Below are 23876 nucleotides of genomic sequence, written 5' to 3' on the forward strand. Positions count from 1 at the left end.
ACAGCATTAAAATTTCTTTTTTCCGCTTAAGAAGTCGTTAAGTTTTGTCGGGCGTAATAGGATCCATATCAACACGAAGGGAGAATATAAGATGAAAAAAATTGCTGCGATGACCGCGATCGTTGCCCTGGTTTCTATGCCGGTACTGGCTGCCGGACAGGGCGGATTCACCGGTCCTTCTTCGACCACTCAAGGGGGCGGATTTACCGGCCCAAGCGGCGCGGTCACCACCGTCACTAATGCCAAATCGCTGCGGGACGATACCTGGGTGACCCTGCGCGGCAAGATCACCGAGCGCGTTTCTGACGATCTCTATAAGTTCCAGGATGCTTCCGGGGTCATCAATGTCGATATCGACCACAAGCGCTGGAACGGCGTGACCGTCGGCCCGCAAGACACGGTCGAAATTCAGGGGGAGGTCGATAAGGACTGGAACTCGGTGGAAATCGACGTTAAACAGATCCGTAAAATCACGCCATAAGGCCAGCGACGAGAAGCGCAAGATCGGTCAGGAATCGCTATCCTCGCTCTGTCAGAGTAGGTCGCGAGGAGGAGACGATGAACGATATTAAGGCCAGCCCGGCGTATGTCGGGCGCTTCCAGCGTGTCTGTAGGTACATTGCGCGCCATCTTGATGAGCCGCTGTCGCTGGAGGCGCTGAGCGCGATAGCGCACAGTTCGCCTTACCATTTTCACCGGCAATTTAGCGCTTATACCGGCATTCCATTGTACCGGTACATCCAGTGGTTGCGTCTGCGACGCGCCTGTTGGCGCCTGGCGTTCAACCCCCGCGATAAAGTCATCGACATTGCCCTTGATGCCGGGTTTCAGAATGCGGAGTCGTTCAGCCGTGCCTTCCGTACCGCGTTTGACCAAAGCCCGACCCAGTTCCGGCAGCAACCGGACTGGGCCGAGTGGCATCGACGCGTACCGAAACATACGCTACAGGAGCAAACGTCGATGGACGTCAATATCATTTCCTTCCCCACCACCCGGGTAGCCGTACTGCAACATCGCGGCAGCCCGGACCTTGTCAACGCCACCGCCGCGCGTTTTATTGCCTGGCGTAAGACGAGTGGATTATCGCCCGTCGCCACCCGCGATACCTGGGGGATCGCCTGGGACGATCCGCAGACCACCCCGCAGGAGGCATTTCGTTTTGATATCTGCGGCACGGTCGAGCGGCCGGTCGGTGAAAACGCCTTTGGCGTGATTAACGGCGAAATCCCCGGCGGACGCTGCGCCGTCGTGCGCCATCACGGCTCGCTGGACACCCTGGCGCAGAGCGTCTGGTTTCTCTATCGCGACTGGCTACCCACCTCAGGCGAGACGTTACGGGATTTTCCGGTGTACTTCCGTTACCTCAATTTTGTCCATGAGGTGGCTGAGCATGAACTGCAAACCGATATTTATCTGCCGCTGGCCTGATTAAGCGTGATGGAATCCTCAGCCGATCTCACGCCCTGTGACTCAGGGCGTGAGATCGGGTATTATCGCGGGTAGTTTTGCCGTCCGAACGGTCGGTACCCAGATTGAGGATCCACGATTAATGAGCGATATGGCAGAGCGCCTTGCGCTGCATGAATTTACGGAAAATGCTTACCTGAACTACTCCATGTACGTGATCATGGACAGGGCATTACCGTTTATTGGCGATGGCTTAAAACCGGTCCAGCGTCGCATCGTCTATGCGATGTCCGAGCTGGGGCTGAACGCCAGCGCCAAATTCAAAAAGTCCGCCCGTACCGTCGGCGACGTGTTGGGTAAATATCACCCGCACGGCGACAGCGCCTGCTATGAAGCGATGGTGCTGATGGCGCAGCCGTTCTCTTACCGCTATCCGCTGGTGGATGGCCAGGGGAACTGGGGGGCGCCGGACGATCCGAAATCCTTCGCCGCCATGCGTTACACCGAATCCCGTCTGTCAAAGTATGCCGAGCTATTGCTTAGCGAGCTGGGACAGGGGACGGTCGACTGGGTGCCAAACTTTGACGGCACGCTGCAGGAGCCGAAAATGCTGCCGGCGCGCCTGCCAAACATTCTGCTCAACGGCACCACCGGCATCGCGGTGGGCATGGCGACCGATATTCCACCGCACAACCTGCGTGAAGTGGCCAAAGCGGCGATTACGCTGATTGAACAGCCGAAAACCACACTCGACGAGCTGCTGGATATTGTGCAAGGGCCCGATTTCCCGACAGAGGCGGAGATCATCACCTCGCGGGCGGAAATTCGCAAAATCTACCAGAACGGGCGCGGCTCAGTACGCATGCGCGCGGTGTGGAGTAAAGAGGACGGCGCGGTGGTGATCAGCGCGCTGCCGCATCAGGTCTCCGGCGCCAAAGTGCTGGAGCAGATTGCGGCGCAGATGCGCAATAAAAAGCTGCCGATGGTTGACGATCTGCGCGACGAATCGGATCACGAAAATCCGACCCGTCTGGTGATTGTCCCGCGCTCCAACCGGGTGGATATGGAGCAGGTGATGAACCACCTGTTTGCCACCACCGATCTGGAGAAGAGCTACCGCATCAACCTCAATATGATCGGCCTCGACGGACGCCCGGCGGTGAAAAACCTGCTGGAGATCCTCAGCGAGTGGCTGGTGTTCCGTCGCGATACCGTGCGTCGCCGTCTGAATCATCGGTTAGAGAAAGTGCTGAAGCGCCTGCATATCCTCGAAGGTTTGCTGGTGGCGTTTCTCAATATCGATGAAGTGATCGAGATCATCCGCACCGAAGATGAACCGAAGCCGGTCCTGATGTCGCGTTTTGGCATCAGCGAAACCCAGGCGGAAGCGATTCTGGAATTAAAGCTGCGCCACCTCGCCAAACTGGAAGAGATGAAGATCCGCGGCGAGCAGAGCGAACTGGAAAAAGAGCGCGATCAGCTGCAGGCGATTCTGGCGTCTGAACGTAAGATGAACAACCTGCTGAAGAAAGAGCTACAGGCCGATGCCGATGCCTTCGGCGACGATCGCCGTTCGCCGCTTCACGAACGTGAAGAAGCGAAAGCGATGAGCGAGCATGACATGCTGCCGTCCGAGCCGGTGACTATCGTTCTGTCGCAGATGGGCTGGGTGCGCAGCGCCAAAGGGCACGACATTGACGCCCAGGGCTTGAGCTATAAAGCCGGCGACAGCTGGAAGGCCTCGGCGAAAGGCAAGAGCAACCAGCCGGTGGTGTTTATCGATACCACCGGGCGCAGCTATGCCATCGATCCGATTACCCTGCCTTCTGCGCGTGGCCAGGGTGAGCCGCTGACCGGTAAGCTAACGCTGCCACCGGGCGCGACCGTCGAACATATGCTGATGGAAGGCGACGATCAGAAACTGCTGATGGCCTCCGATGCCGGCTACGGTTTTGTCTGCACCTTCAACGATCTGGTGGCGCGCAACCGTGCCGGTAAAGCGCTGATCACCCTGCCTGACAACGCCCACGTGATGCCGCCGCTGGTGATTGAGGACGAGTCCGATATGCTGCTGGCCATCACCGCCGCCGGGCGGATGCTGATGTTCCCGGTCAGCGATCTGCCGCAGCTGTCGAAGGGCAAGGGCAACAAAATCATCAACATTCCTGCGGCGGAGGCTGCCGCAGGTCAGGACGGTCTGGCACATCTGTTCGTTCTGCCGCCGCAGAGTACGCTGACCATTCACGTCGGCAAACGGAAGATCAAACTGCGTCCGGAAGAGCTGCAAAAAGTTACCGGCGAGCGCGGCCGCCGCGGTTCGCTGATGCGTGGGCTGCAGAAGATCGACCGTGTAGAAATCGACTCGCCGCGCCGTGCCTCGGCGGGCGATAGCGAAGAGTAAACGCCTCTCCTCCCGTCTTTGACGGGAGGAGGCGAAAAAATGCCGCAAAATCGTTGTTTATTCAGGCGTTGCGATTAACAATGTCCATCATCAGGGACCCAGGAAGAACGGTCCCGGCCTGCGCAGAACTCGTGAGCCTGCCTTCTGCCAGCAGCGAATAATTCTAAGCGGTTTGGGTTTTAGAGGTAGCTATGCTATTCATTTTTCGAGTAATTTTTGTGGTCATTTATTGCATCGTGGTGTGCATACTTGGCTGTCTGTACTGCTTGTTCAGCCCGCGTAATCCAAAACACGTTGCCACTTTCGGCCATCTGTTTGGCCGCCTGTCTCCGGTATTTGGTCTCAAGGTGGAGCTACGCAAACCTGCTGACGCGGAAAGCTATGGCAACGCGATCTACATCGCTAACCACCAGAACAACTATGATATGGTGACGGCGTCGAATATCGTGCAGGCCCCGACGGTCACCGTGGGTAAAAAGAGCCTGCTGTGGATCCCGTTCTTTGGCCAACTGTACTGGCTGACCGGTAATCTGCTGATTGACCGTAATAACCGAACCAAAGCGCACGGCACCATTGCCGAGGTCGTCAACGCCTTTAAAAAGCGTAAAATTTCGTTCTGGATGTTCCCGGAAGGGACCCGCAGCCGTGGCCGCGGCCTGCTGCCGTTTAAAACCGGCGCCTTCCACGCGGCGATTGCCGCCGGGGTACCCATTATTCCGGTGTGTGTCTCGAATACATCGAATAAAATAAAGCTCAATCGCTGGAATAACGGTCTGGTGATCGTGGAAATGCTGCCGCCGGTGGATACCACTCAGTTCGGTAAAGACAACGTGCGCGCGCTGGCGACGCATTGTCGCGAGCTGATGGCCGCCAAAATTGCTGAGCTGGACAACGAAGTGGCTGAGCGCGAAGCGGCCGGCAAGCAATAAGACAGGAAACGCCGCCAACGCGTGCGTATTGCTGGCGGGAAACGAATTCCCTTTTTCATTTGTCAGTATGTCATGGAGTTAATATGTCACTCAGTCGGCGTCAGTTTATTAAGGCTTCCGGCGTAGCGCTGTGCGCTGGCGCCGCGCCGCTGAAGGCCCATGCCGCCGGCCAGCAGCCTGCGCTGCCGGTTCCGCCGTTGCTGGAATCCCGTCGCGGCCAGCCGCTGTTTCTGACGCTGCAGCGTTCGCATTGGTCATTTACCCCCGGCACCCGTGCTCCCGTCTGGGGGATCAATGGCCGCTATATGGGGCCGACGATCCGCGTCTGGAACGGGGATGACGTTAAGCTTATCTACAGCAACCGCCTGACTGAGAACGTGGCGATGACCATCCGCGGCCTGCAGGTACCTGGCCCGCTGATCGGCGGCGCGGCGCGTATGATGTCGCCGAATGCCGACTGGGCGCCGGTGCTGCCTATCCGCCAGAGTGCGGCGACGCTGTGGTATCAGGCCAATACGCCAAACCGAATGGCGAAACAGGTTTACAACGGCCTGGCGGGCATGTGGCTGGTGGAAGATGAGGTCAGCAAGAATCTGCCGATCCCTAACCACTACGGCGTTGATGACTTCCCGGTGATTATTCAGGATAAACGGCTGGATAACTTCGGCACGCCGGAGTATAGCGAACCAGGAAGCGGCGGCTTTGTGGGCGATACGCTGCTGGTTAACGGCGTGCAGAGCCCGTATGTCGAAGTGTCGCGCGGCTGGGTGCGCCTGCGCCTGCTGAACGCCTCCAACTCCCGGCGCTATCAGCTGCAGATGAGCGATGGCCGACTGCTGCATGTGATTTCCGGCGACCAGGGGTTCCTGCCGGCGCCGGTTTCGCTCAAGCAGCTGTCGCTGGCCCCAGGGGAACGGCGTGAAATTCTGGTCGATATGACCAACGGCGATGAAGTATCCATTACCTGCGGCGAAGCGGCGAGCATTGTCGACCGTATCCGCGGCTTTTTTGAACCGTCAAGTATTCTGGTCTCCACGCTGGTGTTGACCCTGCGCCCGACCGGGCTGCTGCCGCTGGTCACTGACAGTCTGCCGGTGCGTCTGCTGCCGACCGAGCTGCTCTCCGGCACGCCAATCCGCAGCCGGGATATCACCCTCGGTGACGATCCTGGCATCAACGGCCAGCTGTGGGATCCGCAGCGTATCGATATCACGGCGCAGCAGGGAACCTGGGAGCGCTGGACGGTGCGCGCCGACCGCCCGCAGTCGTTTCATATTGAAGGAGTGATGTTCCAGATCCGGAACGTCAATGGCTCGATGCCTTTCCCGGAAGACCGGGGCTGGAAGGACACCGTGTGGGTCGACGGGCAGGTTGAGCTGCTGGTCTACTATGCCCAGCCGTCGTGGCCACACTTCCCGTTCCAGTATCTGAGCCAGACCCTGGAGCTGGCCGATCGCGGCTCGATTGGCCAGATGCTGGTGAATCCCGCGCCGTAATCTCTGCAGCCCTGGCCGGAATACGGTCAGGGTTTGAGAAAATCCTCCTTCATTTCCACTATCATTCCGGCTTATAATCCACGCCCTTTTGGTTATTTTTTTATCATTTTCCCCGGAAGCAATATGAGCGCTATATCCCTGATCCAACCGGATCGTGACCTTTTTTCCTGGCCGCAATACTGGGCTGCCTGTTTTGGCCCTGCGCCATTTTTACCGATGTCGCGTGAAGAGATGGATCAACTTGGCTGGGATAGCTGCGACATTATTCTGGTGACGGGCGACGCTTACGTCGACCACCCGAGCTTCGGGATGGCTATCTGCGGCCGCATGCTGGAAGCGCAGGGTTTCCGGGTAGGGATCATCTCCCAGCCAGACTGGAACACCAAAGACGATTTCATGCGGCTGGGCAAACCAAATCTGTTCTTCGGCGTGACCGCCGGCAACATGGACTCGATGATCAACCGCTACACCGCCGACCGTAAGCTGCGTCATGACGATGCCTATACGGCGGGTAACGTGGCGGGCAAACGCCCGGACCGCGCTACTCTGGTCTACACCCAGCGCTGTAAAGAGGCGTGGAAAGATGTGCCGGTGATCCTCGGCGGCATCGAAGCCAGCCTGCGCCGTACCGCCCACTATGATTACTGGTCCGACACTGTGCGCCGCTCGGTGCTGGTGGATTCCAAGGCCGATATGCTGATGTTCGGCAACGGTGAGCGCCCGCTGGTGGAGGTGGCGCATCGTCTGGCGATGGGCGAAACCATTGACCAGATCCGCGATGTGCGCAATACCGCCATCATGGTGAAAGAGGCGCTGCCGGGCTGGAGCGGCGTGGATTCCACCCGTCTGGATACCCCGGGCAAAATCGATCCGATCCCGCATCCGTATGGTGAAGACCTGCCGTGTGCAGACAACAAACCTGTTGCGCCGAAAAAGCAGGAAGCGAAAAGCATCACCGTGCAACCGCCGCGGCCCAAACCGTGGGAAAAAACCTATGTACTGCTGCCCTCCTTTGAGAAGGTGAAAGGCGATAAGGTCCTGTATGCTCACGCCTCGCGCATTTTGCACCACGAAACCAACCCTGGCTGCGCCCGGGCGCTGATGCAAAAGCATGGCGAGCGCTATATCTGGATCAACCCGCCGGCGATCCCGCTCTCTACCGAAGAGATGGACAGCGTCTTCGCCCTGCCGTACAAGCGTGTGCCGCACCCTTCTTATGGCGATGCGCGTATCCCGGCGTATGAGATGATCCGTTTCTCGATCAACATCATGCGCGGCTGCTTCGGCGGCTGTTCGTTCTGCTCGATCACCGAACACGAAGGACGCATTATTCAGAGCCGTTCTGAGGATTCGATCATCAATGAGATCGAAGCCATTCGCGACACGGTGCCCGGCTTTACCGGGGTGATCTCCGATCTCGGTGGGCCAACGGCCAACATGTATATGCTGCGCTGTAAATCGCCGCGCGCCGAACAGACCTGCCGCCGTCTCTCCTGCGTCTACCCGGATATTTGCCCGCACATGGATACCAACCATGAGCCGACGATCAATCTTTATCGCCGCGCCCGTGAGTTGAAAGGCATCAAGAAAATCCTTATTGCCTCCGGGGTACGCTATGACATCGCGGTTGAAGATCCGCGCTATATCAAAGAGCTGGCAACCCATCACGTCGGTGGCTATCTGAAAATCGCCCCGGAGCATACCGAAGAGGGGCCGCTGTCGAAGATGATGAAGCCGGGCATGGGCAGCTACGACCGCTTTAAAGAGCTGTTTGATACCTATTCGAAGCAGGCAGGTAAAGAGCAGTATCTGATCCCGTACTTTATTTCCGCCCACCCGGGAACTCGTGATGAGGATATGGTGAACCTGGCGCTGTGGCTGAAGAAACATCGCTTCCGTCTCGACCAGGTGCAGAACTTCTATCCGTCGCCGCTGGCGAACTCGACTACGATGTATTACACCGGCAAGAACCCGCTGGGTAAAATCGGTTATAAGAGCGAAGAGGTAGTGGTGCCGAAGGGTGATAAACAGCGCCGTCTGCATAAAGCGCTGCTGCGTTACCACGATCCGGCAAACTGGCCGCTGATCCGTCAGGCGCTGGAGGCGATGGGCAAGAAGCACCTGATTGGCTCCCGTCGCGACTGCCTGGTGCCAGCGCCAACCCTGGACGAAATGCGCGAAGCGCGTCGCCAGAATCGTCATACCCGCCCGGCGCTGACCAAGCACACACCGATTGTGCATCAGCGTTCTAACGGTGAAGCGACGGCGAAAAAACCGGTCAAACGCGGTAAAGTCGCCGGGCGTTAAGCCTGACGTTGTGCCCGGTAGCGCTTTGCTGCCCGGGCCAGTTGGAGAGCCGGACGCGCGTCAGCGCTGTCCGGTTTTTTTACGTATTACCCGCCAAACTGATCCGGGTCAGGGCCGAGCCGTTTACCCTGATCCAGCTTCGCGATCGCTCCCAGCTCATCTTTGTCGAGACGGAAGTCCCAGACGTCAAAGTTCTCGGCGATACGCGATGGCGTCACGGATTTCGGGATCACCACCAGACCGCTATCAAGATGCCAGCGGATGACGATTTGCGCCGGCGTTTTGCCGTACTTATCGGCGAGCTGGTGGATGACTTTCTGATCGAAGACGCCTTCGCCGCCCTGGGCCAGCGGGCTCCAGGATTCGGTCTGGATCTTGTGTGTCGCGTTCCAGGCGTGCAGTTGACGCTGCTGCATAAGTGGATGGAGCTCAATCTGGTTGATCACCGGGGCGACGCCGGTTTCATCAATCAGCTTCTGCAGATGTGGGACCTGGAAGTTGCACACACCGATGCTTTTGGTCAGCCCCTGCTGCTGCAGCTCGATCAACGCCTGCCAGGCGTCGACGTAATGGCCGATTGCCGGCACCGGCCAGTGGATTAAGTAGAGATCCACATAGTCGAGCTTCAGCTTGCTGAGACTCTCTTTCAGCGCCTCGTGCGGCCGTTTTTGATCGTCGTTCCACAGCTTGGTGGTAATAAACAGCTCATCGCGATTGACGCCTGCACTGTGCAGCGCGTTGCCGACGCCGGTCTCATTTTGGTACGCGGCGGCGGTGTCAAAAGAGCGATAACCGACTTCCAGCGCCTTATGAATGGCGGAGACGACTTCCTCGTTGCCAGCTTTCCACACGCCGAGACCCAGCTGCGGCATCAGGTTGCCGTCGTGTAGTTTTATAACGGTTGGATGTGTCATGCCTTCCTCCTGTTAATGAACTCGGCGGGGTAGAATCCGCCGAGGGGTAGCATTAAGTCTGGACGAAATAGCTAAAAACGGTAGTAAAAACACCTCTCCCTGACGTTTGTTTAACGTAAGGAGAGGTGAATCAGACGGGATAAATTAGCGGGCTGCCTCGTAGATACGGCGGCTGACGTCCAGCGTGATATCCTGATGTTCGCCCAGTTTGGTCATGCCGTGCTCTTCCAGTTTCGCCAGCAGCGCCGGGATAGAGCTGCCGTCGAGACCGTAATCGGAAAGACGGGTCGGCACGCCCATCTGCTCGAAGAACTGACGCGTTGCGGCGATGGCGGCATCGATGCGCTGGTCTTCCGAACCTTCGGTAATATTCCACACGCGCTCGGCATACTGCAGCAGCTTCGCGCGCTTGCTGTCGCGTTTCTCATTCCACAGCGCCGGCAGCACGATAGCCAGCGTCTGGGCGTGATCCAGGCCGTGCATCGCCGTCAGCTCGTGGCCGAGCATATGCGTCGCCCAGTCCTGTGGCACGCCTGCGCCGATCAGGCCGTTCAGCGCCTGCGTCGCCGCCCACATAATGTTGGCGCGCACGTTATAGTTCTCCGGTTCCTGCAGGGCTTTCGGGCCATCCTCGATCAGCGTCAGGAGAATGCCTTCGGCGAAACGGTCCTGGATTTTGCCGTCCACCGGGTAGGTGACGTACTGCTCGACGGTATGGACGAAGGCGTCAACCACACCGTTCGCGACCTGGCGCGGCGGCAGGGTGTAGGTATAAACCGGATCGAGGATTGCGAACTGCGGCTGGACGTGCGAAGACATGAACGCGCGTTTGTCGCCGGTGGTTTTCCGCGATATGACCGCGCCTTTGTTGGATTCAGAACCGGTCGCCGGCAGAGTCAGTACCGAGCCCATTGGAATGGCGCTGGCAATTTTGCTGCCATAGGTTTCCAGAATTTCCCACGGATCGATATCCGCGTCGTAGTGGGCTGCTGCAGCGATAAACTTGGTGCCATCCAGCACCGAACCGCCGCCGACCGCCAGCAGGAAGGTCACTTTCTCTTCCCGGGCGAGTTTCACCGCATTCATCAGGGTTTCGTAAGACGGGTTCGGCTCGATGCCGCCAAATTCAAGGACATCCAGGCCATTCAGAGCGGTGAGGACCTGATCCAGGACGCCTGTTTTTTTGACGCTGCCGCCGCCGTAGGTGATCAGTACGCGGGCTTCCGCCGGGATCTGTTCACGCAGCTTTTCAATCGCGCCTTTGCCAAACAGAATGCGGGTTGGGGTATGCAGGTCGAAATTATTCATTGCTTAAGTCCTCCAAAGAGTAAAACCGTCGACAGGGACGATACCGCTGCCCGATGAAGGTTATTGTGGTCCTGGCGCCGTTGACCCTCAATGCACATTCCTGCCGATGTCTTGCCTATTTCTCCATATGGCTGGAGAATTTGTAGCGGCCTGCGCACAATGTACAGGTGAAGAAACATCGGGAGAGACGGTGGCAATGCAACACGCAGAGATATGTCGGACATTAACGGAGAAGATTAACCTGCTGAAAGATAAGCACGAAATGTTAAGTTCGTTGCTGCCTGACGTCCGTTTGCTGTACGGAACGCAACCGGGGCCCCGGACGCCGGTGATGTATCAGCCGGGGATCGTTTTTCTCTTTTCGGGCCATAAAATTGGTTATATCAATGAGCGGACTTTTCGCTACGATACAAACGAATATTTACTGCTGACCGTGCCGCTACCTTTCGAGTGCGAAACCTTTGCCACCCCGGAGGTGCCCCTCGCCGGGATGCGCCTGAATGTCGATATCCTGCAGCTACAGGAGCTGCTGATGGATATTGGCGAAGATCCGCTGTTTCAGCCCGCGGTCGCCTCCAGCGGGATAAACTCGGCGGTACTCTCGGAGGATATTCTGTGCGCTGCCGAACGGCTGCTTGATGTGATGGAGCGGCCGCTGGATGCCCGTATTCTTGGTAAGCAGATCATCCGCGAAATTCTCTATTATGTGCTGATGGGGCCCTGCGGTGGCGCGCTGCTGGCGCTGGTCAGCCGGCAGACCCACTTCAGCCTGATAAGCCGCGTGCTCAAGCATATCGAAAGCCAGTACACCGAAAACCTCAGCGTCGATCGGCTGGCGGCGGAAGCAAATATGAGTGTGTCAGCGTTTCACCATAATTTTAAATCGGTGACCAGTACTTCTCCGCTGCAGTATTTGAAAAACTACCGTTTGCACAAAGCGCGGATGCTGATGATCCATGACGGCATGAAGGCCAGCGCGGCGGCGATGCGGGTGGGATATGAAAGCCCTTCGCAGTTCAGCCGCGAGTTTAAGCGCTACTTCGGTTTGACGCCGGGAGAAGACGCCGCGCGTATTCGCACGATGCAGGGAATGTAATATCAGGAAGGGCAAGCCGGGCGGGCGCTGGCCCCCCGGCAGATAAGCGTCAGGCGCTGCAATATTTCTTTTTAATGACCACGAACAGCGTGCCGAGCAGGCCCGCCAGCAGCAGGACAATCGGCAGGATCATCAGGCAGGTCATCACCTGATCTTCATGGCGCTTCACGAACGGGATCATGCTCAGCGCATAGCCAAGACCCGTCACCACACAGACCCACAGCAGGGCGCTCAGCCAGTTAAAGAACTGGAAGCGGCGGTTCGGCAGACCGGAAATGCCGGCCATGGTTGGCAGCAGGGTGCGAACAAACGCCAGAAAACGGCCCGCGAGCAGTGCCAGCAGGCCGTGGCGGTCAAACATGCAGGTGGCACGCTGATGGTATTTGTGCGGCAGGTGCGCCAGCCAGCCTTTCACCGTTTGCGTATTGCCCAGCCAGCGCCCTTGCACATAGCTCAGCCAGCAGCCGAGGCTGGCGGCGGCGGTCAGAATGGCGATAGTGGGCACAAAGTCCATGACGCCTTTAGCAATCAGCGCGCCGGCGAGCAGCAGCAGGCTGTCTCCCGGTAAAAAGGAAGCGGGCAGCAGCCCGTTTTCCAGAAACAGGGTCGCGAACATAACCAGATATACAACGCCCACAACGTGAGGGTTCGCCAATGCGGCAAAATCATGTTGCCACAGCGCGGCGACAATCTCTTGAATGACAACCATGGACTTTCCTAAGTGGTACCGTATTGTTGACTAGTGTACTCCTGAAGAGACCCGAGCACCTTGATCCCGGGCGCAACAAAAGCGGCCGCTTTGCTAAAAAGCGTCCGCTATTGTTGCCACTGACTGTCACTTTACACGATACGCGCGAAGCCCGCTGCTAAATCCGCCTGCAGATCGTCAACATTTTCGAGACCAATGTGCAGGCGGATCAGGGTTCCGCTGAAGTCGACTTCAGCATCTGGTCGAATGTGGGCGATTTGCTCCGGCTGGTTGGCCAGAATCAGCGACTCAAAGCCGCCCCACGAATAGGCCATGCTGAACAGGCTGAAGTTGTCGAGATACTCCGCCAGCTCGGCGTCATTGAGACGCTTGTTAAGCACAAACGAGAACAGCCCGCTGCTGCCGGTAAAATCGCGCTTCCAGAACTCATGGCCTTTACTGCCGGGCAGGGCGGGATGGTTAACCCGCGCCACCTGCGGATGCTGGGCCAGCCATTCGGCGATGCGCAGGCTGCTTTCATGGTGCTGACGCAGGCGCACGCCCAGGGTGCGCAGGCCGCGGCTGGTCATATAGGCGGTATCGGCGTCCAGCATTTGTCCCATCAGATAGGCATTCTCACGCAGCTGCGGCCAGCAGCGCGCGTTCGCCACCGCGGTGCCCACCATGGCGTCGGAATGGCCAATCAGGTATTTGGTGCCTGCCTGGATGGAAATATCGATGCCAAAATCCAGCGCTTTAAACAGGATCCCCGCCGCCCAGGTGTTATCGATCATGATAATGGCTTCCGGCGCAACTTTACGCACGGCAGCGACAATCGCCGGCACATCATGCACTTCCATGGTGATCGAGCCGGGTGATTCAAGGAACACCACGCGGGTTTCAGGGCGAACCAGATGGGCAATATCGGCGCCGATAAGGGGATCGAACCAGCTGGTGGTAACGCCGAGTTTGGCGAGAATTTTGGTGCAAAAGTCCTGGCTTGGCTCATAGGCGGTATTGGTCATCAGCACATGGTCGCCCTGTTCGACAAACGCCAGAATGGTGTTGGCCACCGCCGCGGCGCCGCAGGGGAAGAGGGCGCAGCCGGCGCCGCCTTCCAGCTCGCACATCGCCTCCTGCAGCGAGAAGTGGGTCAGGGTGCCGCGACGCCCGTAGAACAGCTCGCCGTTGGCCCGGTTACGGGTGGCGTGTTTTTTGGCTTCCACGGTGTCGAAAACCAGTGAGGACGCGCGCTGGATCACGCTGTTCACTGAGCCCTGGGTGTACTTTTTGCTCCGCCCGGCGTTGACCAGGGCGGTATCAAGATGTTTATCAGCCATGTTGATGAACCTGTTTTTATACGTCTGGACGTCTAAACTAACATGAATCTTCTTTTCTGTACCAGCAGGGTGCCGATACAGGCGAAAATTTTACCAGGCCCGCGGTTAGCCGCTTTTTTACTGCGTAAGCGCAAGGAAAATAAACGTGATTTGCTGCACAGTGTAAATACTAATGAGAACCACTATCAATTCGATGTCGTTTTGATATTATTGTGGGCAGATTTTGTGATTATCGTCGTGGAGATAGAGCGTGGGTAATAATTTGATGCAGGCGGATCTCTCCGTTTGGGGTATGTATCATCATGCCGATATTGTCGTTAAGGTGGTGATGATTGGCCTGATTCTGGCGTCGGTCGTCACCTGGGCCATCTTTTTCGGCAAAGGGGCGGAAATCCTCGCCAGCAAGCGTCGCCTCAAGCGCGAACAGCAGCAGCTGGCGGAAGCCCGCTCTCTCGATCAGGCCAGCGATATCGCCAGCGCCTTCGAGGCGAAAAGCCTCACCACCCAGCTTATTAACGAAGCGCAGAACGAACTCGAACTTTCTGCCGGTGCGGAAGATAACGAAGGTATCAAGGAACGAACCGGTTTCCGCCTTGAGCGCCGCGTCGCCGCGGTCGGTCGCCATATGGGGCGTGGCAACGGTTATCTGGCCACCATCGGCGCCATTTCGCCGTTCGTGGGTCTGTTCGGTACCGTCTGGGGCATCATGAACAGTTTTATCGGCATCGCCCAGACTCAGACCACCAACCTTGCGGTGGTAGCGCCGGGTATCGCGGAAGCGCTGCTGGCGACGGCCATCGGCCTGTTCGCCGCCATCCCGGCGGTGGTCATCTATAACATCTTTGCCCGCATGATCGGCAGCTACAAGGCCTCGCTCGGCGACGTCGCCGCTCAGGTACTCCTGCTGCAAAGCCGCGATCTGGACCTCAGCGCCAGCGGCGTGAAGCCGGTGCGCAGCGCGCAGAAATTACGGGTAGGTTGATCGGCTATGGCGATGCGTCTTAATGAAAATCTGGACGATAACGGTGAAATGCATGAGATCAACGTGACGCCGTTTATCGACGTCATGCTGGTTCTGCTGATTATCTTCATGGTGGCCGCGCCGCTGGCGACGGTTGACGTGAAGGTCAATCTGCCGGCTTCCTCCAGCCAGCCGCAACCGCGACCGGAAAAACCTATCTACCTGTCGGTGAAGGCGGATAAAAGCATGTTCCTCGGCAACGACCCGGTGACCGAAGCGAATATGATTAACGCCCTGGATAGCCTTACCGCCGGCAAAAAAGATACCACCGTCTTCTTCCGCGCGGATAAAACCGTGGATTACGAGACGATGATGAAAGTGATGGATACCCTGCATCAGGCGGGCTATCTCAAGATCGGGCTGGTGGGCGAAGAGACCGTCAAAGCCAAATAACCCGATTATGTCCCTGAAAAGGCTGGCCGCGCGCCGGCCTTTTTTATGGCCGTCTGCCGGCGAAGTGTTGGCATGGCGTTGCCATCACGTTATCTGTCTGGGATATAATGTCGCTTCTTTTTGTTAACTGACAGGATCTTATGGAACGCTTTCTGGAAAACGCTATGTACGCTTCGCGCTGGCTGCTGGCGCCGGTTTATTTTGGCCTCTCGCTCGGTCTGATTGCGCTGACCATCAAATTTTTTCAGGAGATCTTCCACATACTGCCGCATATTTTTAGCGTCAGTGAGTCGGATATGATTCTGACCCTGCTGTCGCTGGTGGATATGACCCTGGTGGGCGGTTTGCTGGTGATGGTGATGTTCTCTGGATATGAAAATTTTGTCTCGCAGCTGGATATTAATGAGGGTAAAGAAAAACTCAGCTGGCTGGGCAAAATGGACGCGACTTCGCTGAAAAATAAGGTTGCCGCCTCCATCGTGGCGATCTCCTCTATTCACCTGCTGCGGGTGTTTATGGATGCGAAAAACGTCCCGGACAATAAGCTGATGTGGTACGTGATTATCCACCTGACCTTCGTGCTGTCGGCCTTTGTGATGGGCTACCTTGATCGTCTGACCAAAGTGAAACACTGATCCCTTCTCTCCCGGCGGTGTTAGCCGCTGGGCTGTTTCTCCCCGTTTCATGCTTTTCTGGGCTGGCGTATGCCCGAGCTTCTGCTTTGCTTAAAGGGCGCTTAACAACGGAGGCAGGGTGATGACGCGATTAACGGCCAAAGATTTCCCGCAGCAGTTGCTCGAGTATTATGACTACTATGCCCACGGCAAAATCAGTAAACGCGAGTTTCTCCGGCTGGCGGGGAAATATACTGTCGGCGGGATGACCGCGCTGGCGCTGTTTAATCTGCTGAAGCCCGACTATGCCCTGGCAGAGCAGGTACCGTTCACCGACCCGGATATCCGCCCGGAGTATATTCATTATCCCTCTCCTGACGGTCACGGCGAAGTGCGGGCTTACCTGGTGACGCCGACAAAAATAGCCGACAAAGCGCCCGCCGTTGTGGTGGTACACGAGAACCGCGGCCTGAATCCCTATATTGAAGACGTAGCCCGACGGGTAGCGAAAGCGGGGTACATCGCGCTGGCGCCGGATGGCCTGAGCGCCGTCGGCGGCTATCCGGGGAATGATGATGAAGGCCGGGCGCTCCAGCAGAAAGTCGATCCCGTGAAGCTGATGAATGATTTTTTTGCGGCGGTCGCGTTTATGGCGAAGCATCCCCAGGCGACGGGGAAGGTCGGTATCACCGGGTTTTGTTACGGCGGCGGCGTCAGCAACGCGGCGGCGGTCGCCATTCCGGAGCTGGCCTGTGCGGTGCCGTTTTACGGTCGCCAGCCGCCGCTGAAGGAGGTCGATAAAATTAAAGCGCCGCTGCTGCTGCACTATGCCGGCCTCGATCGCGGCATTAATGAAGGCTGGCCCGCCTATGAACAGGCGTTGAAGGAACACCATAAAGTCTACGAGGCCTATTTCTATCAGGGCGTGAATCACGGCTTTCATAATGATTCCACGCCACGCTACGATCGGGCTGCGGCTGATCTGGCCTGGCAACGCACGCTGGCATGGTTTGAGAAGTATTTACGCTAGCGCAAACGTCATAAATAGCGCTATCGCTCGCTCAAAAAAACGCTATATAATTTATTATATAACGATTGGGAGGGCGCGATGGAAAATCATTTTGGTAAAGGGTTACTGGCGGGGCTTGAGGCCTCCTGTGCCAATACGGCGAGCCAGGCAGCAGACTTTTGCAACGATTATAAGCGTGGGTTTGTGCTGGGGTATTCGCAGCGCATGTTTGAAAAAACCGGTGATCGTCAGCTCAGCGCGTGGGAGGCGGGGATCCTGACCCGTCGCTATGGCCTTGACAGAGATATGGTGATGGATTTCTTCAAAGAAGGTGGGTCGGGTATGGCGATGCGCTATTTTCTGGCGGGCTATCGGCTGGAAAGCTAAACAGGACGTCTTCGCAGGCGGAACCGTCCTGTAGTGGGAACCCTTTCCCGTCAGCGGGAAAGGGCGAAGACCTTACGCCTGGCGCTTATCTTCCGTTTGGGTGTCAAAGTCGCGGGCGTCGTGGCGCTCATGCAGCTGCTCATTGAGCGGGCCGTTGGTGCGGTTGACGATGCGTCCGCGCTTGACGGCCGGGCGGTTGCCGACATCCTGCGCCCAGCGCAGCACGTTTTTATAGCTCCCGGCGTCGAGGAACTCCGCCGCGTTATAGACATTGCCCAGCACCACGTTGCCATACCACGGCCAGATAGCCATATCGGCGATGGTGTACTCTTCTCCAGCCACATAGCGGCCGCGGGCGAGCTGTTTATCCAGCACGTCGAGCTGGCGTTTGGCTTCCATCGTAAAGCGGTCGATCGCGTACTCGATCTTCACTGGCGCATAGTTATAGAAGTGGCCGAAGCCGCCGCCGAGGAACGGCGCCGCGCCCTGCAGCCAGAACAGCCAGTTAAGAGTTTCAGTGCGACCGGCAGGATCTTTCGGCAGGAAGAAACCAAATTTTTCCGCTAAATACAGGAGAATGCTGCCTGACTCAAATACCCGGGTCGGCGGCGTGGTGGAATGGTCGCTGAGGGCCGGGATCTTCGAGTTCGGGTTGATCTCGACAAAGCCGCTGGAAAACTGATCCCCTTCGCCAATGCGTATCAGCCAGGCGTCGTATTCCGCGCCGCTGACGCCCAGCGCCAGCAGCTCTTCCAGCATAATCGTCACCTTCTGGCCGTTGGGCGTGCCGAGTGAGTATAGCTGGAGCGGATGGGTTCCCACCGGCAGGACACGCTCATGGGTCGCGCCGGAAACGGGACGGTTGATGTTGGCGAACGCGCCGCCGCTGTTTTGCTTCCATTCCCACACTTTTGGTGGCTGGTAGTTTTGCTCTGACATGCTGGTTTGCCTTTTTCGTGGATGTACAAAAAGTGTAGCAGGTGACCTCAGGCCATAATCCGCGCGGCCCACACGCTGACATCATCGCCGCTGCCCAGATCCGGCTGCACCAGGCCGTTGACCATAAAGGTCGGCGAGACATGGATACCGTTCTGACGGGCATATTTACTGTGCCACTTGATCACGTCCTGCAGCTCCGGGCGGGCAAAGGCAGCCCCCAGCAGCACGTGACTGTAGCGTTCAATGCGCTCAATGATTTGCTGCGGCGTGGCGTTCATGTTCGGCCCGCTGCAGTGATCGGTAAACTCAAACTCTTCCCGATGGTCGGCCACGGCCTGCATCACCTTATGCGCCTGCTCTCTGCCATGCGGCAGGGTGGACGCGGCGAGGATGCAGCGGACAATCACCCCGGAGAACAGATGCCACGGCTGCGACTGCAGACGTATTTTGATGGTCACGTTATCGGCGCCGACCTCATCGAGCAGATCGTCGAGTTTATTAAACGCGCGGACAGAGTAAGGGCAGGTGGGCTCAAGGAACACCTCAAACGTCCGCGGGCCGTGTCCCCAGACCAGCGGTTGGGCATTCAGATGCGAGGGTGTGCTCATTGTCGACTCCTGATGTTGCGTTGTTTTTTTGTTATATCACCGATAACGATATCACTTTTGTTTCCGGCTGCAGGGTTATTTTCCTTAACGGCACGATTAGCGAAACGAATGAGTGGTATCATCGTGACACCTCTGTCTGGTAAGTGCCTGCGGCAGGATAAGAAGAGGGAGTTTTGTTTCGCCAACTGCCCGGGCTGCATTAATTTGAGGTCAGGCTAAATGAGCAAAGGATCCACAAGCAGTGACGCCCCGTTTGGGACATTGTTAGGCTACGCACCCGGCGGCGTAGCGATTTATTCATCAAATTACAGTAGCTTAAATCCGCAGGACTACCCGGATGACGCGACGTTTCGCAGCTACATCGGCAATGAGTATATGGGGCATAAATGGCAGTGCGTTGAATTTGCGCGCCGCTTTCTGTTCCTGACCTACGGGTTTGTCTTTACCGACGTGGGGATGGCCTATGAAATCTTCTCCCTGCGTTTCCTGCGCGAAGTGGTCAATGACAACATTCTGCCGCTGCAGGCATTCGCCAATGGCTCCCGCCGTCCGCCTATCGCCGGTTCGCTGCTGATCTGGCAGAAGGGCGGCGAGTTTAAGCACACCGGCCACGTCGCGGTAATCACCCAGCTTGTGGGCAATAAAGTGCGTATCGCCGAGCAGAACGTCATTCACTCGCCGCTGCCGCAGGGCCAGCAGTGGACCCGCGAGCTGACCCTTGAGGTCAAAGACGGCCGGTACACCATCAAAGATACCTTTGCCGATACCGAAATTTTAGGCTGGATGATCCAGACCGCCGATACCGAACACAGCCTGCCGCAGCCGGTGCTGCCGGGTGAGGCGATGGCGATCAAAGGCGCGCGGCTGCCAAACAACGGCCAGTTCCGCGGTAAATGGCTGAACGAGAAAGACCCGCTGCAGAAAGCCTATGTGGCGGCCAACGGCCATTTCATTAACCAGGATCCCTATCAGTATTTCACCATCAGCGAAAGCGCCGAACAGGAGCTGATCAAGGCCACCAACGAGCTGCACCTGATGTATCTGCACGCCACCGATAAGGTAATGAAGGATGATAACCTGCTGGCGCTGTTTGATATCCCGAAAATCCTCTGGCCGCGTCTGCGTCTTTCCTGGCAGCGCCGTCGTCATCATATGATCACCGGGCGCATGGATTTTTGCATGGATGAGCGCGGGCTGAAGGTGTATGAGTACAATGCCGACTCCGCCTCCTGCCATACCGAAGGCGGGCTGATCCTCGAACAGTGGCTGAAGCAGGGCTACTACGGTACCGGCCACAATCCGGCGGAAGGTCTGCTCGATGAGCTGGCGGGGGCGTGGAAACACAGCCGGGCGCGGCCCTTCGTCCACATCATGCAGGACAAGGATCTGGAAGAGAACTACCACGCGCAGTTTATTCAGCGTTCGCTGACCCAGGCCGGTTTTGAGAGCAAAATTCTCTTTGGTCTTGATGAGCTGCGCTGGGACGCCGCCGGCCAGCTGATCGACGCCGACGGGCGGCTGGTCAACTGCGTCTGGAAAACCTGGGCATGGGAAACCGCCATTGAGCAGGTGCGCGAAGTCAGCGCCGATGAGTACGCGGCGGTGCCGATTCGTACCGGACATCCGCAGAATGAGGTGCGGCTGATTGACGTCCTGCTGCGTCCTGAAGTATTGGTATTCGAACCCCTGTGGACGGTGATCCCCGGCAACAAAGCGATTCTGCCGGTGCTGTGGTCGCTGTTCCCACATCATCGCTATCTGCTGGATACCGATTTTGAGGTTAACGACGAGCTGGCGAAAACCGGTTATGCGGTCAAACCTATTTCCGGGCGCTGCGGGAACAATATCGACCTGATCGGTCCTCAGGATGAAGTTCTGGATAAGACCAGCGGCCAGTTTGTCGATCGCAAGAATATCTACCAGCAACTGTGGTGCCTGCCGAAAGTGGACGGTAAGTACATTCAGGTGTGCACGTTTACCGTCGGCGGTAACTACGGCGGTACCTGCCTGCGCGGCGATTCGTCGCTGGTGGTGAAAAAAGAGAGCGATATCGAGCCGTTAATCGTTTTGAAAGACAAAGCGTGACGTGCGAAATCCGGAGAGCGGCTCATGCCCTCTCCGGGTGACCGTGTACAGAAAAGGATAGCTCCGGCGCGGCACGCGCCGCCGGGGAGCACCTGCCATAACGCAAAGATAATTAACACAACAACAAGACAGAAAAGGAAAATAGTATGCACGATCGGCGTCTCGCCGCCCGCGCGGGTGAACTCAAGCCCTCCGCCGTCCGCGAACTTCTCAAACACAGTAAACTGCCCGGCGTGATCTCGCTTGGCGGCGGCATCCCGGCCCCGGAACTGTTTGATACCGAAGGCCTGGAGCAGGCGGTGCAGAAGGTGATGAGCGAGCGTTTTAATGACGCATTCCAGTACGGTCTGACGGAAGGCTACCCGCCGCTGCGCCAGGCGGTGAGTGAAATTTGCCAGTCCCGTGGCGTCGCCTGTTCAGCCGCCCAGGTCTATATCACCTCCGGCTCCCAGCAATCGCTGGATATCGTTGCCCGTACGCTGCTCGATCCGGGCGATACTATCGTCGTTGAGCGTCCTACCTATCTGGCGGCGCTACAGGTATTTCAGCTGGCGCAGGCCAATATCCTCAGCGTCGACACCGACGATGATGGGATGCTGGTGGAGCAGCTGGCCGACCTGCTGGAGACCACCCGCGTCAAAGCCGTTTACCTGGTGCCGACGTTTGGCAACCCTGGCGGCAAAACGCTGAGCGAGGCGCGTCGTCGCCGGCTGGTTGAGCTGGCGAAAAAATATGATTTCGTCATTCTGGAAGACGATCCCTACGGCGAAATTAGCTTTACAGACGCCGTGCGACGCCCGCTCTATCAGCACGCTATCGAGCTGGGCTGTGAAGATCAGGTGGTTTACACCTCGACCTTTTCGAAAATCCTCGCGCCGGGGATGCGCATTGGCTGGATTGTCATGCCGGACTGGCTGGCGCAGCAGACGGTGATTGTGAAGCAGGCGGCGGATCTGCATACCAATATGCTGTCGCAGGCGATCACTGCGGAATACCTCAGCCTGAACCGGCTGGAGAACCAGATTGCGTTGATTCGCGAAGACTACCGCAAGAAGTGCGTGGCGCTGGCCGATGCGCTGGAAAGCCGCCTTGGCGAGCACCTGGAATTCAGCCGCCCGCAGGGGGGAATGTTCCTGTGGGCGCGTTTCCGCTATCCGTTCGATACCATGGAATGGATGAAGAAAACGCTGGAAAACGGCGTGGTGTATGTCCCGGGTGAAGCGTTCTATCACGATAAGCCGGATACTCGTACCCTGCGCCTCTCTTACTCCACGGTGTCAGAAGCCGGATTGCTGACGGCCGTTGAGCGGCTGGCCGCCTCCCTGTAACGACCCTGCTGTGCGCCGCTTCTCGGCGGCGCGCAGCTCCGCGTGACGTTAACGTCCAGCGCTGGGGTCAATCTGTTTCGGCGATCCGGTCATCGAGCCAGACCAGCATCAGCGCTGCGAGAAAAGCCAGCGCAAAGGTACCAATAAACAACAACATAGACGTCCCTCGCGGGTTAATTATTTTTCTGGTTTTACCGGAGAGATATTGTTTCGATCGGAGATAGAGATTTTTGTCCCAGCGGCGTGGCTGGCGAGAGAGAAAAAGTCATCGGCATCAATATCGAAGTTAAGAATAATTTCCCTGTACTTCCCACCGTTAATTAACGCTTTGGCTTCTTTAACACTACTGGCAATAATGACAGGCATCAGTTTTATCTCATTTTGAAAACTGAGAAGCAAAATAAGAGTTAGTTCGTACCAGATCAACTACTTTTTATCGTATTCCGCCGCAGAAAAAACGTCGTACTGTGACGCGACGACGACCGGATATTTTGTGACAGCGATCCGGTCATCAACAGCACAATCTTATTCGACGCTGGCGATATGCTGCAATTTTGCCAACTCGTCAGGATGATTTCCCCTGTTGTTTTTCGCGCAATATCTCGTCGCAGCGCTGCCGGTCCTGACGCAGCGCCTGCTGTTCCTGCGGGCTGAGCTGGTGCCAGGTGTCCAGCATCCGCTGCCCCAGCGCCGGCAGATAATGGGTTTTATGCAACGCGTAGTCAGAATTTCCCCCCTCGACGATATTCTGCATATCGTCGAGGAACTGGCGGCTGTCCTCATGATCGATCATGCAAAAGACTGCCCGGTAGTAGGCTTCCTCTTCTGCGGTGTAATGCGGGGTGAACCACCAGACCAGCAGCGCGATAAGCGCCAGCAGCGGGATAATAAAAGGTAATTTTTTCAACATCAGTTTTTTCGGTCGGAGACAATCAGCCGTCAGTGTACCTGCAACGACGGCCTGATGTAAGCGCCGGCCCCGGCGGGCCGGCACAGGCTAGTAGCCAACCGTGTAGATGCGGCCCGTCTGGACCCCTTCAATGCTGCGGCGGTAGGCCTGAGCCACGGCGGCGGCGGGGACGCTGGCAAAGCCCGGGAAAAAGTCGCCGTAGGCTGCCAGCGACTCGCTGAGCACGGTGGGGCTAATGAGATTGATGCGGATCCCGCGCGGCAGCTCGCAGGCGGCAGCACGCACAAAGCCTTCCAGACCGGCGTTGACCGTCGTGGCATTGACCCCCTGAGCAATCGGCTCCTGCGCGACAATGCCGCTAACCAGGGTAATCGACCCGCCGTCGCGCAGAAAATGCTGCCCGATCAGCGCCAGGCGAATTTGCCCGAGCAGCTTGTCCTGCAGCCCGAGATTGAACTGGCTGTCGGTCATGGTGCTTAACGGCCCAAAATGCAGATTGCCGGTGGTGGAGACAATCGCGTCTACTTTACCGGTCTGCGCAAACAGCGCCTCGACGCTCTCCTGCGAGGTGATATCCACCTGATAATCTCCCCGGGTGCGGCCGACGCGGATAACGTCATGTCTCTGGCTCAGTTCTTCGCTGACCGCGCGACCGATGGTGCCGCTGGCACCGATAACGATAATGTTCATGGCTGA

24 protein-coding genes are annotated in these 23876 nt (G+C 57.4%); 15 read left to right on the forward strand and 9 right to left on the reverse strand.

What is annotated here, in order from left to right:
- Positions 1–91 precede the first annotated feature (91 nt).
- The 6 genes from B8P98_RS03635 to B8P98_RS03660 all read left to right on the forward strand — a co-directional run bounded on the left by B8P98_RS03635 (position 92) and on the right by B8P98_RS03660 (position 8540).
- Positions 92–481, forward strand: coding sequence for a YgiW/YdeI family stress tolerance OB fold protein (locus tag B8P98_RS03635; RefSeq protein WP_025710496.1), 390 nt, complete (start codon positions 92–94; stop codon positions 479–481).
- 77 nt (positions 482–558) lie between these two features.
- A complete protein-coding gene (locus tag B8P98_RS03640; RefSeq protein WP_080897354.1) occupies positions 559–1428 on the forward strand; it encodes an AraC family transcriptional regulator in 870 nt (289 codons plus the stop codon).
- A 121-nt stretch (positions 1429–1549) separates the two neighbouring features.
- Complete coding sequence (parC, locus tag B8P98_RS03645) at positions 1550–3808, forward strand: DNA topoisomerase IV subunit A (RefSeq protein ID WP_095032721.1); 2259 nt, start codon at positions 1550–1552, stop codon at positions 3806–3808.
- Positions 3809–3999: 191 nt separating this feature from the next.
- Positions 4000–4737 (forward strand): 1-acylglycerol-3-phosphate O-acyltransferase, encoded by a 738-nt coding sequence (plsC, locus tag B8P98_RS03650; protein WP_025710493.1) that lies wholly within the window; start codon positions 4000–4002, stop codon positions 4735–4737.
- An 83-nt stretch (positions 4738–4820) separates the two neighbouring features.
- Positions 4821–6233, forward strand: coding sequence for a cell division protein FtsP (gene ftsP / locus B8P98_RS03655; RefSeq protein WP_025710492.1), 1413 nt, complete (start codon positions 4821–4823; stop codon positions 6231–6233).
- A 33-nt stretch (positions 6234–6266) separates the two neighbouring features.
- Positions 6267–8540, forward strand: coding sequence for a YgiQ family radical SAM protein (locus tag B8P98_RS03660; RefSeq protein ID WP_167382639.1), 2274 nt, complete (start codon positions 6267–6269; stop codon positions 8538–8540).
- An 86-nt stretch (positions 8541–8626) separates the two neighbouring features.
- Here B8P98_RS03660 and dkgA read toward each other — a convergent pair whose 3' ends face one another.
- The gene (dkgA, locus tag B8P98_RS03665) at positions 8627–9454 is read right to left on the reverse strand and encodes a 2,5-didehydrogluconate reductase DkgA (protein WP_080897356.1); all 828 of its coding nucleotides are present in this window, start codon (positions 9452–9454) and stop codon (positions 8627–8629) included.
- 144 nt (positions 9455–9598) lie between these two features.
- Complete coding sequence (gene yqhD / locus B8P98_RS03670) at positions 9599–10762, reverse strand: alcohol dehydrogenase (protein WP_080897357.1); 1164 nt, start codon at positions 10760–10762, stop codon at positions 9599–9601.
- Between the two features lie 196 nt (positions 10763–10958).
- Here yqhD and B8P98_RS03675 point away from each other — a divergent pair, with 196 nt between their 5' ends.
- The gene (locus tag B8P98_RS03675) at positions 10959–11858 is read left to right on the forward strand and encodes an AraC family transcriptional regulator (protein WP_080897358.1); all 900 of its coding nucleotides are present in this window, start codon (positions 10959–10961) and stop codon (positions 11856–11858) included.
- Between the two features lie 49 nt (positions 11859–11907).
- On the opposite strand, the gene yghB is transcribed toward B8P98_RS03675, so the two are convergent.
- Positions 11908–12567, reverse strand: a complete 660-nt coding sequence (yghB, locus tag B8P98_RS03680; protein ID WP_025710489.1) for a DedA family general envelope maintenance protein YghB — start codon at positions 12565–12567, stop codon at positions 11908–11910.
- A 131-nt stretch (positions 12568–12698) separates the two neighbouring features.
- Positions 12699–13886: a cystathionine beta-lyase gene (gene metC, locus B8P98_RS03685; RefSeq protein WP_025710488.1), complete on the reverse strand. Its 1188-nt coding sequence runs from the start codon at positions 13884–13886 to the stop codon at positions 12699–12701.
- A 250-nt stretch (positions 13887–14136) separates the two neighbouring features.
- Here metC and exbB point away from each other — a divergent pair, with 250 nt between their 5' ends.
- The 5 genes from exbB to B8P98_RS03715 all read left to right on the forward strand — a co-directional run bounded on the left by exbB (position 14137) and on the right by B8P98_RS03715 (position 17310).
- Complete coding sequence (gene exbB / locus B8P98_RS03695; protein WP_004174395.1) at positions 14137–14868, forward strand: tol-pal system-associated acyl-CoA thioesterase; 732 nt, start codon at positions 14137–14139, stop codon at positions 14866–14868.
- A gap of 6 nt (positions 14869–14874) precedes the next feature.
- Positions 14875–15300 carry a TonB system transport protein ExbD gene (gene exbD / locus B8P98_RS03700; RefSeq protein WP_002916785.1) on the forward strand — a complete coding sequence of 142 codons (426 nt, stop codon included), beginning with the start codon at positions 14875–14877 and terminating at the stop codon, positions 15298–15300.
- A 140-nt stretch (positions 15301–15440) separates the two neighbouring features.
- Positions 15441–15935: a TIGR00645 family protein gene (locus B8P98_RS03705; protein WP_004105804.1), complete on the forward strand. Its 495-nt coding sequence runs from the start codon at positions 15441–15443 to the stop codon at positions 15933–15935.
- Positions 15936–16056: 121 nt separating this feature from the next.
- Positions 16057–16944 (forward strand): YghX family hydrolase, encoded by an 888-nt coding sequence (gene yghX, locus B8P98_RS03710; protein WP_025710487.1) that lies wholly within the window; start codon positions 16057–16059, stop codon positions 16942–16944.
- 78 nt (positions 16945–17022) lie between these two features.
- Positions 17023–17310 (forward strand): DUF2623 family protein, encoded by a 288-nt coding sequence (locus B8P98_RS03715; protein WP_025710486.1) that lies wholly within the window; start codon positions 17023–17025, stop codon positions 17308–17310.
- Between the two features lie 72 nt (positions 17311–17382).
- Here B8P98_RS03715 and yghU read toward each other — a convergent pair whose 3' ends face one another.
- Entirely contained in the window at positions 17383–18249 is an 867-nt protein-coding gene (gene yghU, locus B8P98_RS03720) for a glutathione-dependent disulfide-bond oxidoreductase (protein WP_080897360.1), read from the reverse strand.
- Between the two features lie 47 nt (positions 18250–18296).
- Positions 18297–18857 (reverse strand): DsbA family protein, encoded by a 561-nt coding sequence (locus B8P98_RS03725; protein ID WP_004150918.1) that lies wholly within the window; start codon positions 18855–18857, stop codon positions 18297–18299.
- A 20-nt stretch (positions 18858–18877) separates the two neighbouring features.
- Between B8P98_RS03725 and B8P98_RS30365 the strand changes: the two genes are divergently transcribed.
- From B8P98_RS30365 to B8P98_RS03735, 3 genes are all read left to right on the forward strand, one after another.
- Positions 18878–19000: a hypothetical protein gene (locus B8P98_RS30365; RefSeq protein WP_042928997.1), complete on the forward strand. Its 123-nt coding sequence runs from the start codon at positions 18878–18880 to the stop codon at positions 18998–19000.
- A gap of 76 nt (positions 19001–19076) precedes the next feature.
- Positions 19077–20942, forward strand: a complete 1866-nt coding sequence (gss, locus tag B8P98_RS03730; RefSeq protein WP_025710485.1) for a bifunctional glutathionylspermidine amidase/synthase — start codon at positions 19077–19079, stop codon at positions 20940–20942.
- Between the two features lie 146 nt (positions 20943–21088).
- Positions 21089–22270, forward strand: a complete 1182-nt coding sequence (locus tag B8P98_RS03735; protein WP_080924467.1) for an aminotransferase-like domain-containing protein — start codon at positions 21089–21091, stop codon at positions 22268–22270.
- 177 nt (positions 22271–22447) lie between these two features.
- Here B8P98_RS03735 and B8P98_RS03740 read toward each other — a convergent pair whose 3' ends face one another.
- From B8P98_RS03740 to B8P98_RS03750, 3 genes are all read right to left on the reverse strand, one after another.
- Positions 22448–22636, reverse strand: a complete 189-nt coding sequence (locus tag B8P98_RS03740) for a hypothetical protein (RefSeq protein WP_025710483.1) — start codon at positions 22634–22636, stop codon at positions 22448–22450.
- Between the two features lie 199 nt (positions 22637–22835).
- Positions 22836–23180 (reverse strand): hypothetical protein, encoded by a 345-nt coding sequence (locus B8P98_RS03745; RefSeq protein WP_025710482.1) that lies wholly within the window; start codon positions 23178–23180, stop codon positions 22836–22838.
- A gap of 87 nt (positions 23181–23267) precedes the next feature.
- Positions 23268–23870 carry a short chain dehydrogenase gene (locus B8P98_RS03750; protein WP_080897362.1) on the reverse strand — a complete coding sequence of 201 codons (603 nt, stop codon included), beginning with the start codon at positions 23868–23870 and terminating at the stop codon, positions 23268–23270.
- Positions 23871–23876: the final 6 nt, after the last annotated feature.

Origin of the sequence: Klebsiella quasivariicola (genome assembly GCF_002269255.1) — a bacterium.
Classification (GTDB): domain Bacteria; phylum Pseudomonadota; class Gammaproteobacteria; order Enterobacterales; family Enterobacteriaceae; genus Klebsiella; species Klebsiella quasivariicola.

Excerpts from the sequence above, each read along its gene's own strand:
- B8P98_RS03635 (WP_025710496.1), top strand. The coding sequence starts at position 92 with ATGAAAAAAATTGCTGCGATGACCGCGATCGTTGCCCTGGTTTCTATG.
- B8P98_RS03640 (WP_080897354.1), top strand. The coding sequence starts at position 559 with ATGAACGATATTAAGGCCAGCCCGGCGTATGTCGGGCGCTTCCAGCGT.
- parC (WP_095032721.1), top strand. The coding sequence starts at position 1,550 with ATGAGCGATATGGCAGAGCGCCTTGCGCTGCATGAATTTACGGAAAAT.
- plsC (WP_025710493.1), top strand. The coding sequence starts at position 4,000 with ATGCTATTCATTTTTCGAGTAATTTTTGTGGTCATTTATTGCATCGTG.
- ftsP (WP_025710492.1), top strand. The coding sequence starts at position 4,821 with ATGTCACTCAGTCGGCGTCAGTTTATTAAGGCTTCCGGCGTAGCGCTG.
- dkgA (WP_080897356.1), bottom strand. The coding sequence starts at position 9,454 with ATGACACATCCAACCGTTATAAAACTACACGACGGCAACCTGATGCCG.
- yqhD (WP_080897357.1), bottom strand. The coding sequence starts at position 10,762 with ATGAATAATTTCGACCTGCATACCCCAACCCGCATTCTGTTTGGCAAA.
- B8P98_RS03675 (WP_080897358.1), top strand. The coding sequence starts at position 10,959 with ATGCAACACGCAGAGATATGTCGGACATTAACGGAGAAGATTAACCTG.
- yghB (WP_025710489.1), bottom strand. The coding sequence starts at position 12,567 with ATGGTTGTCATTCAAGAGATTGTCGCCGCGCTGTGGCAACATGATTTT.
- metC (WP_025710488.1), bottom strand. The coding sequence starts at position 13,886 with ATGGCTGATAAACATCTTGATACCGCCCTGGTCAACGCCGGGCGGAGC.
- exbD (WP_002916785.1), top strand. The coding sequence starts at position 14,875 with ATGGCGATGCGTCTTAATGAAAATCTGGACGATAACGGTGAAATGCAT.
- B8P98_RS03705 (WP_004105804.1), top strand. The coding sequence starts at position 15,441 with ATGGAACGCTTTCTGGAAAACGCTATGTACGCTTCGCGCTGGCTGCTG.
- yghX (WP_025710487.1), top strand. The coding sequence starts at position 16,057 with ATGACGCGATTAACGGCCAAAGATTTCCCGCAGCAGTTGCTCGAGTAT.
- B8P98_RS03715 (WP_025710486.1), top strand. The coding sequence starts at position 17,023 with ATGGAAAATCATTTTGGTAAAGGGTTACTGGCGGGGCTTGAGGCCTCC.
- yghU (WP_080897360.1), bottom strand. The coding sequence starts at position 18,249 with ATGTCAGAGCAAAACTACCAGCCACCAAAAGTGTGGGAATGGAAGCAA.
- B8P98_RS03725 (WP_004150918.1), bottom strand. The coding sequence starts at position 18,857 with ATGAGCACACCCTCGCATCTGAATGCCCAACCGCTGGTCTGGGGACAC.
- gss (WP_025710485.1), top strand. The coding sequence starts at position 19,077 with ATGAGCAAAGGATCCACAAGCAGTGACGCCCCGTTTGGGACATTGTTA.
- B8P98_RS03735 (WP_080924467.1), top strand. The coding sequence starts at position 21,089 with ATGCACGATCGGCGTCTCGCCGCCCGCGCGGGTGAACTCAAGCCCTCC.
- B8P98_RS03740 (WP_025710483.1), bottom strand. The coding sequence starts at position 22,636 with ATGCCTGTCATTATTGCCAGTAGTGTTAAAGAAGCCAAAGCGTTAATT.
- B8P98_RS03745 (WP_025710482.1), bottom strand. The coding sequence starts at position 23,180 with ATGTTGAAAAAATTACCTTTTATTATCCCGCTGCTGGCGCTTATCGCG.
- B8P98_RS03750 (WP_080897362.1), bottom strand. The coding sequence starts at position 23,870 with ATGAACATTATCGTTATCGGTGCCAGCGGCACCATCGGTCGCGCGGTC.